This is a genomic window from Roseixanthobacter glucoisosaccharinicivorans (genome assembly GCF_043195095.2).
In the GTDB taxonomy this organism is placed as follows: domain Bacteria; phylum Pseudomonadota; class Alphaproteobacteria; order Rhizobiales; family Xanthobacteraceae; genus NCEH01.
Genome location: NZ_CM195538.1, coordinates 1,346,791 through 1,364,131, shown reverse-complemented (window position 1 = coordinate 1,364,131; position 17,341 = coordinate 1,346,791). Strand labels below are relative to the sequence as shown.

At 66.9% G+C, this 17,341-nt stretch carries 15 protein-coding genes; 9 read left to right on the top strand and 6 right to left on the bottom strand.

Annotated elements, in window-relative coordinates; all coding sequences use genetic code 11:
* Nucleotides 1-23: 23 nt before the first annotated feature.
* Complete coding sequence (carB, locus tag V5F78_RS05985) at nucleotides 24-3,386, bottom strand: carbamoyl-phosphate synthase large subunit (protein WP_394069112.1); 3,363 nt, start codon at nucleotides 3,384-3,386, stop codon at nucleotides 24-26.
* A gap of 200 nt (nucleotides 3,387-3,586) precedes the next feature.
* On the opposite strand from carB, the gene V5F78_RS05980 reads away from it, so the two are divergent.
* On the top strand, nucleotides 3,587-4,024 hold the full coding sequence (locus tag V5F78_RS05980; RefSeq protein ID WP_394069111.1) for a GtrA family protein: 438 nt from the start codon (nucleotides 3,587-3,589) through the stop codon (nucleotides 4,022-4,024).
* Nucleotides 4,025-4,031: 7 nt separating this feature from the next.
* Here the strand turns inward: V5F78_RS05980 and V5F78_RS05975 are convergent, their stop codons facing one another.
* Nucleotides 4,032-4,718, bottom strand: a complete 687-nt coding sequence (locus V5F78_RS05975) for a class I SAM-dependent methyltransferase (protein ID WP_394069110.1) — start codon at nucleotides 4,716-4,718, stop codon at nucleotides 4,032-4,034.
* Nucleotides 4,719-5,006: 288 nt separating this feature from the next.
* Between V5F78_RS05975 and V5F78_RS05970 the strand changes: the two genes are divergently transcribed.
* The 4 genes from V5F78_RS05970 to V5F78_RS05955 all read left to right on the top strand — a co-directional run bounded on the left by V5F78_RS05970 (nucleotide 5,007) and on the right by V5F78_RS05955 (nucleotide 9,157).
* Nucleotides 5,007-5,789: an ABC transporter ATP-binding protein gene (locus tag V5F78_RS05970; protein WP_394069108.1), complete on the top strand. Its 783-nt coding sequence runs from the start codon at nucleotides 5,007-5,009 to the stop codon at nucleotides 5,787-5,789.
* On the top strand, nucleotides 5,786-6,640 hold the full coding sequence (locus tag V5F78_RS05965) for an ABC transporter permease (RefSeq protein WP_394069107.1): 855 nt from the start codon (nucleotides 5,786-5,788) through the stop codon (nucleotides 6,638-6,640). The genes V5F78_RS05970 and V5F78_RS05965 overlap by 4 nt, the downstream gene beginning before the upstream one ends.
* 26 nt (nucleotides 6,641-6,666) lie before the next feature.
* The gene (locus V5F78_RS05960) at nucleotides 6,667-7,650 is read left to right on the top strand and encodes an ABC transporter substrate-binding protein (protein WP_394069105.1); all 984 of its coding nucleotides are present in this window, start codon (nucleotides 6,667-6,669) and stop codon (nucleotides 7,648-7,650) included.
* 190 nt (nucleotides 7,651-7,840) lie between these two features.
* Complete coding sequence (locus V5F78_RS05955; protein ID WP_394069103.1) at nucleotides 7,841-9,157, top strand: amidase; 1,317 nt, start codon at nucleotides 7,841-7,843, stop codon at nucleotides 9,155-9,157.
* Between the two features lie 136 nt (nucleotides 9,158-9,293).
* On the opposite strand, the gene V5F78_RS05950 is transcribed toward V5F78_RS05955, so the two are convergent.
* A complete protein-coding gene (locus V5F78_RS05950; RefSeq protein ID WP_394069102.1) occupies nucleotides 9,294-9,572 on the bottom strand; it encodes a hypothetical protein in 279 nt (92 codons plus the stop codon).
* Nucleotides 9,573-9,621: 49 nt separating this feature from the next.
* Nucleotides 9,622-10,341, bottom strand: a complete 720-nt coding sequence (locus V5F78_RS05945; protein WP_394069100.1) for a hypothetical protein — start codon at nucleotides 10,339-10,341, stop codon at nucleotides 9,622-9,624.
* 120 nt (nucleotides 10,342-10,461) lie between these two features.
* On the opposite strand from V5F78_RS05945, the gene V5F78_RS05940 reads away from it, so the two are divergent.
* A complete protein-coding gene (locus V5F78_RS05940; protein WP_394069099.1) occupies nucleotides 10,462-11,946 on the top strand; it encodes an MFS transporter in 1,485 nt (494 codons plus the stop codon).
* A 55-nt stretch (nucleotides 11,947-12,001) separates the two neighbouring features.
* On the opposite strand, the gene V5F78_RS05935 is transcribed toward V5F78_RS05940, so the two are convergent.
* Nucleotides 12,002-12,613: a superoxide dismutase gene (locus V5F78_RS05935; RefSeq protein WP_394069557.1), complete on the bottom strand. Its 612-nt coding sequence runs from the start codon at nucleotides 12,611-12,613 to the stop codon at nucleotides 12,002-12,004.
* Between the two features lie 508 nt (nucleotides 12,614-13,121).
* Between V5F78_RS05935 and V5F78_RS05930 the strand changes: the two genes are divergently transcribed.
* From V5F78_RS05930 to V5F78_RS05920, 3 genes are all read left to right on the top strand, one after another.
* Entirely contained in the window at nucleotides 13,122-14,990 is a 1,869-nt protein-coding gene (locus tag V5F78_RS05930; protein WP_394069097.1) for a DEAD/DEAH box helicase, read from the top strand.
* 181 nt (nucleotides 14,991-15,171) lie between these two features.
* Complete coding sequence (locus V5F78_RS05925; protein ID WP_394069096.1) at nucleotides 15,172-15,423, top strand: PepSY domain-containing protein; 252 nt, start codon at nucleotides 15,172-15,174, stop codon at nucleotides 15,421-15,423.
* A gap of 170 nt (nucleotides 15,424-15,593) precedes the next feature.
* The gene (locus V5F78_RS05920) at nucleotides 15,594-16,025 is read left to right on the top strand and encodes a DUF930 domain-containing protein (protein WP_394069095.1); all 432 of its coding nucleotides are present in this window, start codon (nucleotides 15,594-15,596) and stop codon (nucleotides 16,023-16,025) included.
* Between the two features lie 24 nt (nucleotides 16,026-16,049).
* Here V5F78_RS05920 and V5F78_RS05915 read toward each other — a convergent pair whose 3' ends face one another.
* Complete coding sequence (locus tag V5F78_RS05915) at nucleotides 16,050-17,195, bottom strand: GGDEF domain-containing protein (protein ID WP_394069093.1); 1,146 nt, start codon at nucleotides 17,193-17,195, stop codon at nucleotides 16,050-16,052.
* Between the last annotated feature and the right edge of the window lie 146 nt (nucleotides 17,196-17,341).

The window sequence follows — 17,341 nt, the reverse complement described above, 5'->3', positions numbered from 1 at the left end:
GCACGTTCGAAAGGGCTGAGCCCTCAGGACACGAACGCCTCGTCCGCACCCTTAGATGCACCGACGCCGAAATAGCTTTGCAACGCGCGCACCTGGAGATCGCCGCCCACATAGGCCTTGACCCCCTGCGCCGCTGCTACGGCTCCTGATAGCGTGGTGTAATATGGCACTTTGTGCAAGAGGGCCGACCGGCGCAACGAGCGGCTGTCCGCAAGCGCCTGCGCACCCTCCGTGGTGTTGAACACCAATTGCACTTCGCCGTTCTTGATCGCGTCCACGATATGCGGGCGGCCTTCGAGAACCTTGTTGATCTTGCCGGCGATGATCCCGTGCTCTTCCAGATAGCGCTGGGTGCCGGAGGTCGCGATCACCCGGAAGCCCAGATCCTGCAGCAAACGCACGGTGGGGAGAATGCGTTCCTTGTCGCTTTCCTTCACCGAGACGAACACCGTGCCGGCCTTGGGCACCTTGGTGCCGCCACCGATCTGGCTCTTGGCGAAGGCAACGCCATAATCGGTGTCGAGGCCCATCACCTCGCCGGTGGAGCGCATCTCCGGTCCGAGCACCGTATCGACGCCGGGGAAGCGCGCGAACGGGAACACGGCTTCCTTCACCGCGATGTGGTTCATGTTCTGCTTCACGAGATCGAAGCTCGAAAGCTTCTCACCCGCCATCACCCGCGCGGCGATCTTGGCGATGGGCACGCCCACCACCTTGGCGACGAAGGGCACCGTGCGCGAGGCCCGCGGATTGACTTCGAGCACATAGATGTCGTCGCCCTTCAGGGCGTATTGCACATTCATGAGCCCGACCACGCCGAGCGCCAGGGCGAGCGCGGAGGTCTCCTCCTCCAGCCGCGTGATCATCTCCGCGGAAAGCGAATGGGGCGGAAGCGAGCAGGCGCTGTCGCCGGAATGGATGCCGGCTTCCTCGATATGCTCCATGATGCCGGCCACGAACACCTGCGTGCCGTCGCACAGCGCATCCACGTCCACCTCGATGGCGTCCGAGAGATAGCGGTCGAACAGCAGCGGGTTCTTGCCCAGCACCGTGTTGATCTGGCCCGTCTTGTCGTTCGGGTAACGCGCCTTCACATCCTGCGGCACGAGGCCGGGAAGGGTCTCCAGCAGATAGTCACCGAGCTGGCCTTCCTCGCGGATGATCTGCATCGCCCGCCCGCCGAGCACATAGGACGGCCGCACCACCAGCGGGAAGCCGAGCTGGGCGGCGACGATGCGGGCCTGCTCCACCGAATAGGCGATGCCATTGTCCGGCTGGCGCAGCTTGAGCTGGTTCAGCAGGCGCTTGAAGCGGTCGCGGTCCTCGGCGAGGTCGATGGCGTCGGGCGAAGTACCGAGGATCGGCACATTCGCCTGTTCCAGGGCGTGGGCGAGCTTCAGCGGGGTCTGGCCGCCAAACTGCACGATCACGCCAACGAGCGTGCCGGCGGTGCGCTCGCGCTCGATCAGTTCCAGCACGTCCTCGGCGGTCAGCGGCTCGAAATAGAGCCGGTCCGACGTGTCGTAATCGGTTGAGACGGTCTCGGGATTGCAATTGACCATGATGGCTTCGTAGCCGGCTTCCTTCAGCGCGAAGGCGGCATGGCAGCAGCAATAGTCGAATTCGATCCCCTGCCCGATGCGGTTCGGGCCGCCGCCCAGGATGACCACCTTCTTCGCATCGGACGGGCGCGCCTCGTCGGCGAGCGCGGCGCCGAACGGGCGCTCGTAGGAGGAATACATATAGGCCGTGGGAGAGGCGAACTCCGCCGCGCAGGTGTCGATGCGCTTATAGACCGGGCGCACGTCCAGCGCCTGCCGGCGCGCACGCACATCGCCTTCGCCGAGGCCGGCGAGGCTTCCGAGACGGGCGTCGGAGAAGCCCATGCTCTTCAGCCCGCGCAGCGCGCCGGGCGTGGTGGGCAGGCCGAACTGGCGAACCTTGTTCTCGGCTTCCACGATGCCGCGGATCTCGGCCAGGAACCACGGGTCGATCTTGCACGCGGAATGGATCTGGTCGTCGCTCATGCCGAGGCGCATGGCCTGGGCCACGTAGAGCAAGCGCTCGGGCGTCGGGGTGCCCAGCGCCGCGCGCACGGCATTCTTGTCGTCGCCATGGCCGAGCCCGCCGATCTCGATCTCGTCGAGGCCGGTGAGGCCGGTCTCCAGCGAGCGCAAGGCCTTCTGGAGGCTCTCCTGGAAGGTGCGGCCGATGGCCATCGCCTCGCCCACCGATTTCATGGAGGTGGTGAGCGTGGTGTCGGCGCCAGGGAACTTCTCGAACGCAAAGCGCGGAATCTTGGTGACGACGTAGTCGATGGTCGGCTCGAACGACGCCGGGGTCGCCCCGCCGGTGATGTCGTTCTCGATCTCGTCCAGCGTGTAGCCCACCGCAAGGCGCGCGGCGACCTTGGCGATGGGGAAGCCGGTGGCCTTGGAGGCCAGAGCCGAGGAGCGCGACACGCGCGGGTTCATCTCGATCACGATCATGCGGCCGGTCTGCGGGTCGATCGCGAACTGAACGTTCGAGCCGCCGGTCTCCACGCCGATCTCGCGCAGCACCGCAAGCGATGCGTCGCGCATGATCTGGTATTCCTTGTCGGTCAGCGTCAGCGCCGGCGCCACCGTGATGGAATCGCCGGTGTGCACGCCCATCGGGTCGATATTCTCGATGGAGCAGATGATGATGCAATTGTCCGCCTTGTCGCGGACGACCTCCATCTCATATTCCTTCCAGCCGAGCACGCTCTCCTCGATGAGCACCTCGCTGGTGGGCGAGGCGTCGATGCCGCGCTCGACGATCTCGATGAATTCCGCCTTGTTGTAGGCGATGCCGCCGCCGGTGCCGCCCATGGTGAAGGACGGGCGGATGATCGCCGGCAGGCCGACGATATCGAGCGCGTCCAGCGCCTGGGCCAGGGTCTTGATCTGGCGCGAGGTGGGGGTGTCGAGGCCGATCTTGGTCATGGCCTCGCGGAACAGCTCGCGATCCTCGGCCTTGTCGATGGCCTCGGCGGTGGCGCCGATCATTTCCACATCGAACTTCTCGAGCGTGCCCATGCGCTTCAGCGACAGGGCGCAATTCAGCGCCGTTTGGCCGCCCATGGTGGGCAGGAGCGCGAAGCCGCCGGGGCGGACATAGCGCTCCTTCTCGATGATCTTGGCGACGATCTCCGGCGTGATCGGCTCGATATAGGTGGCGTCCGCCATGTCCGGATCGGTCATGATGGTCGCGGGGTTGGAGTTCACCAGGACAACCCGGTAGCCCTCTTCCCTCAGCGCCTTGCAGGCCTGGGTTCCGGAATAATCGAACTCGCAGGCCTGACCGATGACGATGGGGCCGGCGCCGATGATGAGGATGGTTTCGAGGTCAGTGCGTTTCGGCATGTCTCGCGGGCGCTCAGCGGGCGCAAAAAAAGGGCCGCGGGAAGCGCGCCCCTGATGAATGGAAACCGTCGCGAATGACGGCAGACGCTGCGCAGGGCGTTGAATTATCTCTTCCCGACGCGCTATTGGGCTTCCTTAGACCATATTTGGACGCGACGGAAGACGCCTCCATGGCCCCATGCTCCGGAGTCCGCAGTCCCGTGCCCCTCCCTTTCGGCCATATCTTATCGCAATACCGCCCCCTGCTGATCCAGCTCGCCACCTTTCTGGGCGTCGGATTCACGGCGCTGTTCTTCCATTTCCTGGTGTTGAGCGCGCTGGTGGAATGGGAGGTGGTGGGGCCGGTCTCCGCCTCGCTGGTGGGATTCGTGGTGGGCAGCTGCGTGACCTATACGCTCAACAGCCGCTTCACCTTCAAGTCCACGCGCTCCCATGCCGGGGCCATGCCGCGCTATTTCGCGGTGGCGGGCGTGGCGTTCGTGCTGAACGGGCTGCTGATGGACGTGTTCGTCCATCGCCTCGGCGTGTTCTACCTGCTGGCACAATTCCTCACCAGCGCGCTGGTCCTGTGCTGGACCTTCAGCGGCTACCGGGTCTGGGCGTTCGCGGAGAAGCGGCCGCGGCCGGAACCGCGCTGAGCCTGCCTCAGCGCGTCGCGAGGAACGCCATGCGGGCCTGATTGTGCCCCACGTTCGGCCGATGGCGCACGGCGGCAAAGCCGGCGGCCGTCATCATGGCGAGCACATCGGCTTCCTCATAGGTCGCAAGCCCCAGGTCCGCCCGCAGCTTGCGATAGGGGGAAACCGCCGTGCGGGCGAGCCCGAGGACGGCGGCGAAGAAGAATCCCTCCCGCGCCGCGAAGGAGAGCAGCGCCGCCGCATCGCGCGCCGCGCCCACGCCGGGGGGAATCACATCCGCCAGAAGCAGCCGGCCGCCGGGCGCGAGGAGGCGATGAAACAGAGCGAGCAGCCCTTCGAGCTGGGCGCGCGAGAGATATTGCGCGAGCGAATTGACGATGACGAGGTCGAAGCTCCCATCCGGGAGCGCCTCCACCTCCTCGATCGACAAGACCGAGAGGGCAGGATCGGCGGACAGGCGGGCTTTCAGCTTTTCACGGACGCTCGGCGCCGCGTCGCTCAGGGTGAGATGCGCGCAGGTGCGCGCCATCGCCTGCGCTGCCAAGGCCTCCCCGCAGCCATAATCCAGCACCCGCGCCGAGGGGCCGGGCACGAACCGCGCGAGATCCGCCGCCAAGCGCTCATAGTGCACGCCCTTGTGGCGCTCGTTCACATAGATGGCATTGGCGCCGTCCCAGAACGATACCCAATCCATGCACCACTCCTCCAACGCACACGATGCGGGGGCCGCGCCTGAGCCAAATCGCGCTTGGCTTCGCGCGCCATGGTGCCCCGGCGGACGCCGAAATGCACCGTGCCGTAACGGCGTTGTGATTTTGCATTCATTATGCATGAAAACGCGCCACCTGCCTCAAAGGCGGGCATTAAAAGATGTGCCTATTTATGGGACGTCAGCCTCACGAATGTGAAGCTCCTTGCGCTGCAACATTTTTTCCGTGTGGCACAACGGTTGCGTATGGACTGGCGGCAGACAGGAGACGCCATGTCATCACCTAAAGTGCAACTGCGCCTCAACGGCATCCGAAAGAGCTTTCCCGGAAAGCAGGGTCCCACCCAGGTGCTCGACGGCCTGACGTTCGACATCCACGAGCGCGATTTCGTGAGCATCATCGGCCCCAGCGGCTGCGGAAAGACGACGGTGTTCAACATCATCGCCGGCCTCGTCGACCCCGACGAGGGCATGCTCATGTATCGCGGCCAGGAGGTGGACAGCCTGCGTGGCAAGGTCGGCTACATGATGCAGAAGGATCTGCTCTTCCCCTGGCGCACGGTGCTGGACAATGTCCTGCTCGGGCTGGAGACCAAGGGCGTCGATCCGCGCCAGGCCATGGATACCGCGCGCGAATATCTTTCCACCTTCGGCCTGTCGGGTTTCGAGAACGCCTATCCCAAGATGCTGTCGGGCGGCATGCGCCAGCGCGTGGCCTTGATCCGCACCCTGGTGCTGGACCCCGACATCCTGCTGCTGGACGAGCCGTTTTCCGCGCTCGACTACCAGACCCGCCTTTATCTGGAAGGCATCCTGATGGAAGCGGTGGAGACCTTCCACAAGACCGTGATTCTCGTCACCCACGACATCGACGAGGCGGTCGCGCTCTCCAAGCGCGTGGTCGTGCTCAGCCAGCGCCCGGCCCGGGTGAAGGCGGTTCATGACATCGCGCTCAACGAGCATTCCCCCATCGCCGCCCGCAGCGATCCTCGCTTCTCCGGATATTTCAACACGCTGTGTGCGGAACTCGATATTCAGACCAGGGCGAGCGCATGACTGAGATGGCTCAACTCGCAAAAACCAGCGTCCGCCGGCACCTGCGTGCCAGCAAGCGGCGCAATGTGTTCGATTCCACCGCCGGCCGCGGCGTGCTGCAGGTCCTGGCCGTCGTCGCCTTCTTCCTGCTCTGGGAATTGGCGGTGCGGATGGAATGGCTCAATGCCTTCCTCGTGGGACAGCCGAGCGGCGTCCTCCACGTGCTGGTCTCGATGGTCTCTGACGGCTCCCTGTTCGTCGATACCGGCTACACGGTATTCGAGGCGATCCTCGGCTTTGCCTTCGGCACCCTGATCGGCTCCGTGATCGGACTGGCGCTGTGGTATTCGGCCTTCGTCGCCCGCCTGGTGGAGCCGTTCATCGCCGCCATCAATTCGGTGCCGAAGATCGCCCTCGCGCCGATCATCATCCTGTGGTTCGGCACCGGGCTGACCTCGAAGGTGGCTCTGGCCATCTCGCTCACCTCCATCGTCGCGCTCATCACCGCCTATCAGGCGGCGAAGGACGCGGACAAGGACCTGCAGGCGCTACTGTTCTCCATGGGCGCCAGCAAGCACCAGATCTTCAAGCGGGTGATCACGCCGTCCACGTTGCCGGCCATCATCGCCACCTTCCGCATCAATATCGGCTTCGCGCTGGTCGGTGCCGTGGTGGGCGAATTCATCTCCTCCCAGCATGGCCTCGGCCATGTGATCTACATCGCCTCCAGCCTGTACGACCTCAATACGGTCTGGGCCGGCCTGTTCACGCTCATGCTGGTTGGCTTCCTCTTCTACCAGATGGTCGAAGTCACCGAACAGCGCCTGTTGCCCTGGAAGCAGCAGATGGGCGGAACCCAGATCAACGTTTGACCTCTCGTTACCGGAGACATGTCCTCATGACTTTTATGCCGAAACTGGGCGCTTTTTCCCTCGCCCTGGCGCTTTCCTCCGCCGCGCTCGCCCCGGCCTCCGCGGTGGAAATGAAGAAGGCCACCATCTCGCAGGCCTTCCAGTCCATGCTCTATCTGCCGCTGTACGTCGCCATGGACGAGGGCTTCTTCGAAAAGCAGGGCCTTGATCTCACCAAGGAAAGCGCCGGTTCGGGCTCGGTCGCCCTCTCGGCCGTGATCTCGAAGAGCGCGCAATTCTCGCTGCACGGGCCGGAATGGACGGCGATCGCCGCCTCCAAGGGCGCGCCGGTGAACACCATCGCCAATGTGGTGAACGGCGCCGCCGTGTGGATCGCCACCACGCCCGACTTCAAGTTCGACAGCGTGAAGGACCTGAAGGGCCAGAAGATCGTCACCGGCCTGATGCCCACCACCAGCACCTCGCTGTTCATCAAGCTGCTGAAGGAAAACGGCATGGATGCCAATAAGGACGTGGAGATGATCCAGGTCCCGCTCGGCACCGAGCCCGGTCCCTTCGTCGCCGGCCAGGCCAAGGTCGCGGTCATGTACGAACCCGGCCTCGACCAGGTGGTGGCCAAGGGCATGAAGGTCGTGCTCGGCTTTCCGAAGCTCTACGGCCCCTATGCCTTCTCCACCATCACCGCCCGCACCGACGTGGATCCCGATCTCGCCCAGCGCCTGACCAACGGCCTGGAGATGGCGGTTCGCTTCATGCACAAGAATGAGGCCCGCACCATCGAGATCGCGCAGAAGGAATTCCCGAAGCTCGATCCCGACGTGGTCGCCGCCGCCACCAAGCGCATGCTGGCCGACAACGTCTATCCCACCAGCGTGGACATCACCCCCGCGGCGCTGACCCTCGCGCTCGACACCCAGATCGCGCTCGGCAACCTCTCCGGCCAGCCCGACTACAAGACCTTCGTGCCGCGGACCTATATGGACAAGGCGATGGCCATGCCCACGAACTGACGCGCGGATTTTTCGTGCGTCAGGGGGCTTCGGCGGGGTTCTCACCCTTCGCCGCCGGAGCCCCACTTCACGGACCTCGATCCGGCACCGGGCAGGCTTGCCCCCGGCGCCACGCGCGCCGCCTTCCCAGGAAGGCGGCTCCGCCCGGACGCTGTGTCCCGCCTGTACCCCTCCCCTCCCGGATCTTCCCATGACCGCCCTCAAGACCAGCGCCGGCGTGCTCGAAATCGTGCGCGCCGTGGCCGCAGGCGAAGCTTTGCCGCAGGATCTGATCGCCGCCAGCCACGCGCGCGCCGTTGCCCTGGAAGGCGACCTTCATGCCTTCGCCCATCTCCCCGCCGAAGCGCCCACCGCGCCCCCTGGCGCGGGGCCGCTCGCCGGCGTCGCGGTCGGCGTCAAGGACCTGATCGCCACCGCTGACATGCCCACCACCTATGGCTCGGCCGTCTATGCGGACCATCAGCCGGCGGAAGATGCCTATGTGGTCGGCCGCCTGAAGGATCTCGGCGCGACGATCCTCGGCAAGACCATCACCACCGAATTCGCCTGGCGCGAGCCCGGCCCCACCCGCAATCCCTGGAATCTCGGGCACACGCCGGGCGGCTCCTCCTCGGGCTCGGCGGCCTCGGTCGCCAGCGGCTCGGTCCAGGTGGCGCTGGGTACCCAGACCCTGGGTTCGATCCTGCGGCCCGCCGCCTATTGCGGCGTCGTCGGGCTGAAGCCGAGCCATGGCACCATCGCGCTCAAGGGCGTGCATGATCTCTCCCAATCGCTGGACCATCTCGGCCTGTTCGCCCGCAGCGTGGACGATGCCGCCTTCATGCTGGCGCTGCTGGCCGGCGGGCCGGGCGCCGCGCGGCGCACGATCTTCCCGTTCGGCGTCGCGGGTGTCGCGCCCTTCCCGGCGCCGCGCATCGCATGGGTCCGCCCGGCCGGTGCGCCGGCCCTGGAGGACAGCCAGATCGCACTCATGGAGATGGCGGCGGCGCGCTTTGCCGGTTCGGGCGCGACGGTGCAGGCGGTGACGCTGCCGGACGCATTCGCCCAATTGCCGGCGATCTCCGCGACCGTGTGCGGCGCCGAGGGCGCGGCCAATTTCGGTGATCTGGTGGCCCGCTTCCCGGACAAGACCTCCGCCCGCTTGCAGGCGCTGGTGGAGCGGGGCGCCGCGATTTCGGCCACCGATTATCTCGCCGCCCGCGCGGCCCAGCTGGCGCTCCGCGCGGAGTTCACGCGTGTCCTCTCCGGATTCGACGTGCTGCTGACCGCGCCGGCGACGGGCGAAGCCCCTGAGGGCCTCGGCGAAACCGGCGACCCCGGCCTGTGCGTGCCGTGGACCACGATCGGCGTTCCCGCCATCGCCCTGCCGGCGGGAACGGGTCCGCGCGGCCTTCCGCTCGGCATCCAGCTGGTGGCGCCGTTCGGCGAGGACGTGAAGCTGCTGCGGGTCGCGAAATGGAGCGAGACCGCGCTCGCCTATCCCGCGCGGATCGCGCCGGGCTCATAGGCCGACAGAAGGATCGGCCGCGAAGCCGTTAATCATGTGATCCAGACGGGACTGCGGGGGGCTGTCCCGTCTGGCTCTGCCGGCGGCGGATCAAGGTCCGCTGCCGGCAGAGTGTGTTACCGAAGGTCGAAACGCCTCACCGGCCGGCGGCGAAGGCGATGCCTTCCTCGACCTGGCTGATCGCCCGATCCACCAGATCTATGGCCCGGTCGCGATGACCGCCCTTGTTGGGTTCGGCCTGGATGAGATTGGCGCGCGCCGCCCGCAGCGAGCCGAGAGCGGCGTCCATGAACGGCTGGTTCGCGCGCGCCGAGGACACCAGCGCGTTCGCGCCGATGGTGCAAGCAATGCCCAGGGCAAAAACCAGCACGAGAGACCGGCGGGACGTCGTCCCGGATGTCTTGGTTTCAGACATGACAAGCTCCGTTGAACGCCGCCCCACCCCGTGGGGCAGCGGTGAGACCTTACCAGCGATAATTCACCCAGAAGAGACCCACAATCGGTTTTAGCGCCCGGACATTGGGATCCGACGACAGGAAGATCTTCGGTCCGGAAACCCTGGCCTGCGCCGCGTTCGAGGCTTCCGCCGTCAGCGCGAACTGCACGCCCAGCCGGCACGGGCCGGGCAAATTGCCGAGCGCGCCCTTCTGCCAGTCCACCACCACGCCGCCGGCATTGCCGCCGAAGCCCTGGATGCGGAACGGGCGCCCGTTGGCCCGTTCCACATCGGCCAGCGAGGAGCCGATGCGCACCCCGCCGACGCTCCAGGCGCTTTCCTCGGTGAAGGCGGCGCGGGTCGGCACGGTGTAGCCGAGCCCGTCGGCCCAGGCCATGTCGACCCGCAGCTTGGGATCGCCCGCGAGCAGCACCGAGCCGGGACCGGTGGAGCCGTCCGGCTCCTGCACATCGGCGCGGGTGATCGCCTGCGGGCCGAAATCGGCGATCAGATTGACTTCCGTGGTGGTGGGCGCCCACGGACCGCTGCATTGGAACACGCGCGGCCCGGCGGTGGGCGCGGGAATGCCGACGACGGTTTCCGAAACGCTGTCGAACGGCCCGGTTTCGACCACGGCGCCCGTGCCCCAGCTCGGCCCCGGCGCCTGGCATCCGGCCACGACGCCCGCGAGCGCCAATCCCGCAAGGGCAAAGATGGGCCGACCGAGCCCTTCGAAACACGCCGCCATCCCCGAGCCTCCCGTGTAAAAGCCTTTCATATCCGAGAGTTCGCCCGGCCACCAGGGTACCCCTGTCATATGGTATTCATCTGCGGTGCGCATCTGTGCGGGGATCGCGGGGGATTGCTCATGAACGATATGCACGTGCCGATGCCATCGACGCCCACGGTGGAAGCCCGTTCGGTTCAGGACTATATCGACGAGCGCCCGCTGTGGCGTGACGGAACGGAAGTTTCCGTAACGCCCATGACGGCCATGCAATGGCGCATCTGGGGGCTCGCGGCGGCCGGAAAATTCTTCGAGGGGCTGGTCGTGTTCATGACCGGCGTCGCCATGCCGCTGATGGCGGTGGAATTCTCCATGGGCGCGTTCGAGCACGGCCTCGTGGGCGCGGCGAGCCTGTTCGGCATCCTGATCGGCGCCCTGTTCCTCGGCGGCCTTGCCGATCAGTTCGGCCGCAAGCTGATGTTCATCGCCGAGATGGCGCTGTTCATCCTGTTCCTGATCCTGCTGTCGGTGGCGCCGAACTTCTATTGGATGGTGTTCTTCCTGTTCGGCGTGGGCGTGGCGCTGGGATGCGATTATCCCACCGCCCATCTGGTGATTTCCGAAAGCATTCCCTCCAGCGCCCGCGGCCGCCTGGTGCTCAGCGCCTTCGGCTTTCAGGCTGTCGGGGCCCTCGTAGGCACCGGCGTGGGCTATCTCATCCTCACCTTCGCCCCGGAGCTGGCGGCGTGGCGGCTGATGTATGCCACCGCCATCATTCCCGCCGTGATCGTGCTGGTCGGGCGCTTCTATGTGACCGAGAGCGGCCATTGGCTGGCGGCCCACGGCCGCATGGCGGAAGCCGAGCGCGAGGTCCACAAGCTGCTCAAGCGCAATCCCAATTATCCCAAGGAAATCAAGCTCAAGGTGCGCCATTCCCACGCCCATCCGCACCATGAGCGCAACATGTGGGCCCTGTTCAAGGCGAAGAACCTGCGGGCCACCATCCTCGCCTCGGTGCCCTGGTTCCTCCAGGATCTCGGCACCTACGGCATCGGCATCTTCACCCCCACCATCCTCGCCGCCGCCATCGGCTCGCATGCGAGCGTGCAACATAACCTCACCGGCATCATCGCCAGCGACATGCTGGCGGCGGAGGGCGCGGCCTTCATCGACCTGCTGCTGATCGTCGGCATCTGCGCCGCCGTCCTGCTGGCGGACAAGGTCGGGCGCATCCCGCTCCAGGTGTTCGGCTTCATCGGCTGCGCGGCCGGGCTGCTGATCGCCTCCTTCTCCGTGGATTATACCGGCGGGGCGCAGATCTTCCTGATCTATACCGGCTTCATGCTGTTCAACTTCATGACCAATATGGGACCGAACGCGCAGACCTATCTTCTGGCCGGCGAGGTGTTCCCGACCCATATCCGCGGGCGCGGCGCGGGCTTTGCCGCCGCCTTCGCCAAGATCGGCGCGGTGCTCACCGCTTTTCTGTTCCCGATCCTGCTGGTGGATCTCGGCACGAAACCGCTGCTGTATATCCTCGTCGCCACCTCGCTGGTGGGCGCCTGGATCACCTGGCAGTTCCGTATCGAGACCACCGGCGTCAAGCTGGACGATATCGGTCTCTGACCCCCAGCGCCCGCGCGCACGCCGCGCGGGCTGCCGGCAACGGCGAACGCGCGGCTCAGGCGAAGCGTTCGCCGACCACCTGCCAGTTCACCCGATCCTTCAGCACCGCATCCACATGGGCGGTGCGCCGGTTCTCATAGTCGAGATAATAGGCGTGCTCCCACACGTCGATGCCGAGCAGCACCTTCTTCCCGTCGGGCAGCGGGTTGGCACCATCCTTCATGCCCAGCACGGCGAGGCGCTCGCCATCGCGCACCAGCCAGACCCATCCGGTGCCGAACACGCCGTCGCCGGTTTCGACCATCTTGCGGTTGAGCGCGTCGAGCGATGTGAAGTCCGCCTCGATGGCTTTGGCGAACGCTCCCGTGGGCGCGGCCGGGCCGCCGGTGAAGCTCGCCCAGTACAGATCGTGGTTCCAGGCCTGGGCGGCCTGGTTGAACATGGCGGTATCGCCCGCCTGCTTCGAGGTGACGACGATTTCCGAAAGCGTCATATCCGCATAGGGCTTGCCGGTCGAAAGGGCATTGACCTTGTCGTAATAGCCCTTGGTGTGCTTGCCGTAATGCAGGCCCACCGTGCGGGCCGAGATGGTGGGCGCCAGCGCATCTTCCGCATAGGGCAGCGGCGGCATCACGAACGGCGCCGCAGCCCGCGCCACATGGGGCATGAACACGCTGGCGGCGATTGCGGCGCTGCCGAGCACCAGCGCATCGCGACGGGACAAGCCCGCGGCGGGCGCGGACGGGTCCGGCGCGCGGCGTTCGGGCGCGGAGGGACTGAAGGAGGATGTCATGAAACGTCTCCCGATATTGCGCCCGATGCGCCGCATGTCCTGCGCGCTCGGCCGGGCCGCGAGGTTCGATCCCGCCCCGCGGGGATCATCGCCCCGCCGCCGGGCCCGGCGCAACCGCCTCGCGCCTTAGTGACAGGAACGCACGGGCGCCGGCCCCGGCGCATGGCGCGGGTCTGGTGCGCGCGCGGATTTGCACGGTTTCAATGGCTTCCCGCCACGCCCTCGGCTAGAAGGAAGCGCATTTTCATTTCGCGTCACGGCCGCGCGGGGCGGAGCCCTGTCGCACAGGGTGCATGCCCGTGCCGTAACGCTACCCCATCCAGCGCTTCCCCAGGGAGGCGCGACACGGCGCTTGCGCCTCAATCGAAAACAGGTTTCGCCTTTGGCTTTCTCGACCCCCTCCCCGTCCATTGCCCGCGCCCTCGCGGCCCGCGACTATAACGAGCCGACGCCGGTTCAGGCCGCCGTGCTCGCCCCAGAAACCGCCGGGCGCGATCTGCTGGTCTCCGCCCAGACCGGCTCCGGCAAGACCGTGGCCTATGGGCTGGCGATCGCCGAGACCCTGCTCGGGGAGGCCGAATTCCTCGGCGCCGCCGGCGCACCGCAGGCCTTGATCGTCGCGCCGACGCGCGAACTCGCCCTACAGGTCCACCGCGAGCTGGAATGGCTGTACGAGAACGCCCGCGCGCGCATCGTCGCCTGCGTCGGCGGCATGGACCCGCGCCGCGAACGCCGCCTGCTCTCGGACGGCGTGCACATCGTGGTCGGCACCCCCGGCCGCCTGCGCGACCATATCGAGCGCGGGGGGCTCGACCTCTCCGCCCTCCAGGTGGCGGTGCTGGACGAAGCCGACGAGATGCTCGACCTCGGCTTCCGCGAGGATCTGGAATTCATCCTCTCCGCCGCGCCCGAGACCCGTCGCAGCCTGCTGTTCTCCGCCACCCTGCCGCGCGGCATCGTCGCGCTCGCCAAGCGCTACCAGCACGACGCCATGCGCATCGAGGTGGCGAACACCCAGGGCGGGCATGCCGACATCGAATATCGCGCCGTGCGCATCGTGCCCAAGGAAATGGAGCACGCGGTCGTCAACCTGCTGCGCTATTTCGAATCCCCGTCGGCCATCGTGTTCTGCAACACCCGCGAAAGCGTGCGGCATCTGCTCTCCACCTTGCAGGAGCGCGGCTTTGCGGGCGTCGGCCTCTCCGGCGAGATGGGCCAGAACGAGCGCAACCAGGCGCTCCAGGCGCTGCGCGACGGGCGCGCCCGCGTCTGCGTCGCCACCGATGTCGCGGCGCGCGGCATTGATTTGCCCAATCTCGGCCTCGTCATCCATGCCGACCTGCCGCACGATGCGGAGAGCCTCCAGCATCGCTCCGGCCGCACCGGGCGCGCCGGGCGCAAGGGGGTGAGCGTCCTGCTCGTGCCGCCCTCGCGCCGCCGCCGGGCCGAGCAATTGCTGCATTTCGCGAACGTCGTGCCGCTCTGGAGCGGCCCGCCCAGCGCCGAGGACATCCGCCGGCTCGACCAGGAGCGCATGCTCGCCGACCCGCTGCTGAACGAGGAGCCCTCGCCCGAGGATCTGGTCCTCGCCCAGGCGATCCTTGCCGAGCGCTCGCCCGAACAGGTGGCCGCCGCTTTGGCGCGGCTCTATCGCGACCGCCTGCCGGCGCCCGAAGACGTGCTCGACCCCGGCGAGGGCCGCAACGCCGTGCGCCTGCGCGACAGCGACCGCGAGGAGCGCCGCCCCGAGCGCGCGCCGCGCGAAAGCCGGGCCGGCGGCGCCGGTGGTCCCGGCGGGGCCAGCGTGTGGTTCCGCATGCCGGTGGGCCGGCGCAAGAATGCCGATCCCAAATGGCTGCTGCCGCTGATCTGCCGGCGCGGCGTCGTCACCAAGCAGGATATCGGCTCGATTCGCATCTTCGACAGCGAAACCGTGTTCGAGATCGCCGAGGACCTGGCCGAGAGCTTCCTGGCGAACGCGCGCGCCTCCGAGGGTGGCGATGTGCCCATCGAGCCCCTGACCGGCGATCCGGCACCCGCCGCGCGCCGCCCGAGCTTCAGCAAATCCCGCAAGCCGGCCTACGACCCCGCCGCCATGGACCGCCCCGCCGGCTCCGGCCGCACCGACGTGAAGGGCGCGTTCGGCAAATCGCGACCGCCGAAAGCGGCCGGAGCGAAATATCCGCCCAAGGCGCCGGGCGCCGGCAAGGGCGGCAAGGCCAAGCCGAACAAGGGCCGCGCGCGCGACTGAGCCGCGCCTTCTGGCGCGTTTCTGCGCAGGGGCGACGCCCTTGGTGCGGTCGCGCGCCGCTTCGGACACCGTCTCGCCTGCGGCCCAAAGCCTTTGAACCGAAAGCATTCATCGACCAGGAAAGCACGGCGCGCGACGCCATGCCGAACGCTTCCCCCGCCCAGCATTTAAGGAAGGCACGATGCGACGTCTCGCCCTGATTTGCGGCACGCTTCTGATGACCCTGGCGCCCGTCTTCGCCGACGGCAGGATCACCGAGGCTGATCGCGCGAAAGTATTGGCCGCGCTGGCACGGGAAGGCTGCACCGGCGGCACGATCGACGTGGACGACGGCATCTTCGAAGTGGACGACGCCATCTGCCGGGATGGCCATACCTATGATCTCAAGTTCGATCCCGCGTTCAAGCTGATCGACAAGGACCTGGAGCGCTGAGGCTGCGCCGTGCGCGCCGGCGCGCACGGGCCGTGCCAGCTTGAGGCCCAATTCGACGCGCGAGGCGCATGGCGGATATGTGTCATATTCGCCATTAGGCTAAGGCTCGGCCTCACCTTCGCCATACAGATGTTGCGGTTTTGTGCGTCGCAACACTGGAAACGCACGCTTTGATTCGTCGCCCCCTCCCCTTTTGCGCGCTCCCCCTGCTGGCCTTTGCGGTGCTGGGCACGAGCGGCGCCCACGCGGCCTCCCACAGCCATCAGACCTTCACCAGCGGCGCGCACGACAAGGAAATGCTCTCGCTGGCGCCCGGCACGCGCATGGAGCAGCGCTGCAACGCCCGCGCCATGGGCGAAATCAGCCGCGCGCGCAAGGATCTGCATCCCGACGAACTGGTGGCCTATGCGTTCGGGGATACCCAAGTGTCCGGCACCGCCGTCAAGGCGCCGGGCGCGGCGGTGCGCAGCGGCGAGACCTGGTATCGCCTCTCCTATTCCTGCCGCACGAGCGAGGACGGCATGAACGTGCTCTCGTTCGATTATACGCTCGGCAAAGCGGTGCCGAAGAGCGATTGGTCCGCCCACTATCTCGTGCCCTGATCGCGCCGCGCAGGGCGCACCCGCTCAGGACCAGCCGACCGCGACCCCGTCCCGGCCGTCGGCCTTCACCTGATAGAGGGCGCGATCGGCACTCTCCAGCGTCGCCTGCGGGTTCGCCACGCCCGGCGTTCCCTCTGCGACGCCGATGCTGCAGGTCAGCCGCACCTCACGGCCCTCATGCACGAAGGGGTGCTCCGCCAGGGCGCGGGCGATATCGAGACCGACCAGGCGCGCCTCCTCGGCCGAGGTCTCCGGCATCAGGATGCAGAATTCATCGCCCCCGAGCCGGGCCAGAAGATCGGTCTGGCGGATGCGGCTCGCGGCAAGCGTGGCGAAATGGACGAGACTGCGGTCACCGGCACCGTGGCCGAAACGGTCGTTGACCTGTTTGAAATTGTCCAGGTCCAGCAGCAGCAGCACATAGGGCCGCGCGGTCCGCAGCGTGCGCGCATGCTCAAAGGCGATCTGTTCCTCGAACTTGCGGCGGTTCCAAACGCCGGTGAGGGCATCGACCTGCGCCAGCACGGCGACCTCGCCGCGCAATTGGTCGATGGTCATCACCGCGAAGCCGAAATTCCACAGGATGCCGCTGAAGATCACCCCGAGCATGGTGAGCGCGGCGAGCTGGCCGAAATCGGTGAACGGCGCGCGGCCGGAGAGGGTCCACAGATTGATCAGCATCACGGTGCCATGGCCGGCGAGCCCGATGAAGATCCCACCGCATGTGATGGCACTCCCCACCGCCCGGCGGCCGCCGGACATCAGGAACACGACGCTCAGGCCCATGGGGAGCGACTGGGCCACGGCATAGACGAGGGCCTGGGCGATGCCACTGCCGAAGGCGAGGACGATGGCGACAACGCTGGCAGCCGTGGCGAGCACCACGAGGCTCCATCCGCCGGACCGGCCGTGGAAGCGCAAGGCACCCAGCCACAACAGCCAGAAGCCGGCGACGATCATGCCATTGCCGGCGACGGCGGGCAGCATGGAGGCGGTCATGTGCTGGAACGGCAAGGCGAGCCCGCCGGCGGTGAACAGCCCGCAACCGCCGAGCCACAGGCGCGCGGCGTGAAAGGTGGCATATTCGAAGGCGATGGCGGCCCAGACGATGGAGAGGGCGAGGGATACCAGGATGATCACGCAATAGAGCGTGAGGAAATGCAACTCCATGAGGGAACCCGCCTGCCCGGCCGCGCCTTCCGGCAAAAGGCCAGCCGTAAGCTATAGCGGAAACCGCATAGAGAATGAATGGCGCCTGAATTCGACGCGGGCGGACCGGCGCGCCGCTTCCCCAGGTACGCGGGTTGCCCCTCCGG

What these genes read in the sequence shown, in the direction of transcription:
- V5F78_RS05915 (WP_394069093.1), bottom strand. Translation starts at nt 17,195, where the DNA reads ATGGAGTTGCATTTCCTCACGCTCTATTGCGTGATCATCCTGGTATCC.
- V5F78_RS05935 (WP_394069557.1), bottom strand. Translation starts at nt 12,613, where the DNA reads ATGCCCCATGTGGCGCGGGCTGCGGCGCCGTTCGTGATGCCGCCGCTG.
- V5F78_RS05975 (WP_394069110.1), bottom strand. Translation starts at nt 4,718, where the DNA reads ATGGATTGGGTATCGTTCTGGGACGGCGCCAATGCCATCTATGTGAAC.
- V5F78_RS05925 (WP_394069096.1), top strand. Translation starts at nt 15,172, where the DNA reads ATGCGACGTCTCGCCCTGATTTGCGGCACGCTTCTGATGACCCTGGCG.
- V5F78_RS05940 (WP_394069099.1), top strand. Translation starts at nt 10,462, where the DNA reads ATGAACGATATGCACGTGCCGATGCCATCGACGCCCACGGTGGAAGCC.
- carB (WP_394069112.1), bottom strand. Translation starts at nt 3,386, where the DNA reads ATGCCGAAACGCACTGACCTCGAAACCATCCTCATCATCGGCGCCGGC.
- V5F78_RS05950 (WP_394069102.1), bottom strand. Translation starts at nt 9,572, where the DNA reads ATGTCTGAAACCAAGACATCCGGGACGACGTCCCGCCGGTCTCTCGTG.
- V5F78_RS05960 (WP_394069105.1), top strand. Translation starts at nt 6,667, where the DNA reads ATGACTTTTATGCCGAAACTGGGCGCTTTTTCCCTCGCCCTGGCGCTT.
- V5F78_RS05955 (WP_394069103.1), top strand. Translation starts at nt 7,841, where the DNA reads ATGACCGCCCTCAAGACCAGCGCCGGCGTGCTCGAAATCGTGCGCGCC.
- V5F78_RS05965 (WP_394069107.1), top strand. Translation starts at nt 5,786, where the DNA reads ATGACTGAGATGGCTCAACTCGCAAAAACCAGCGTCCGCCGGCACCTG.
- V5F78_RS05970 (WP_394069108.1), top strand. Translation starts at nt 5,007, where the DNA reads ATGTCATCACCTAAAGTGCAACTGCGCCTCAACGGCATCCGAAAGAGC.
- V5F78_RS05945 (WP_394069100.1), bottom strand. Translation starts at nt 10,341, where the DNA reads ATGGCGGCGTGTTTCGAAGGGCTCGGTCGGCCCATCTTTGCCCTTGCG.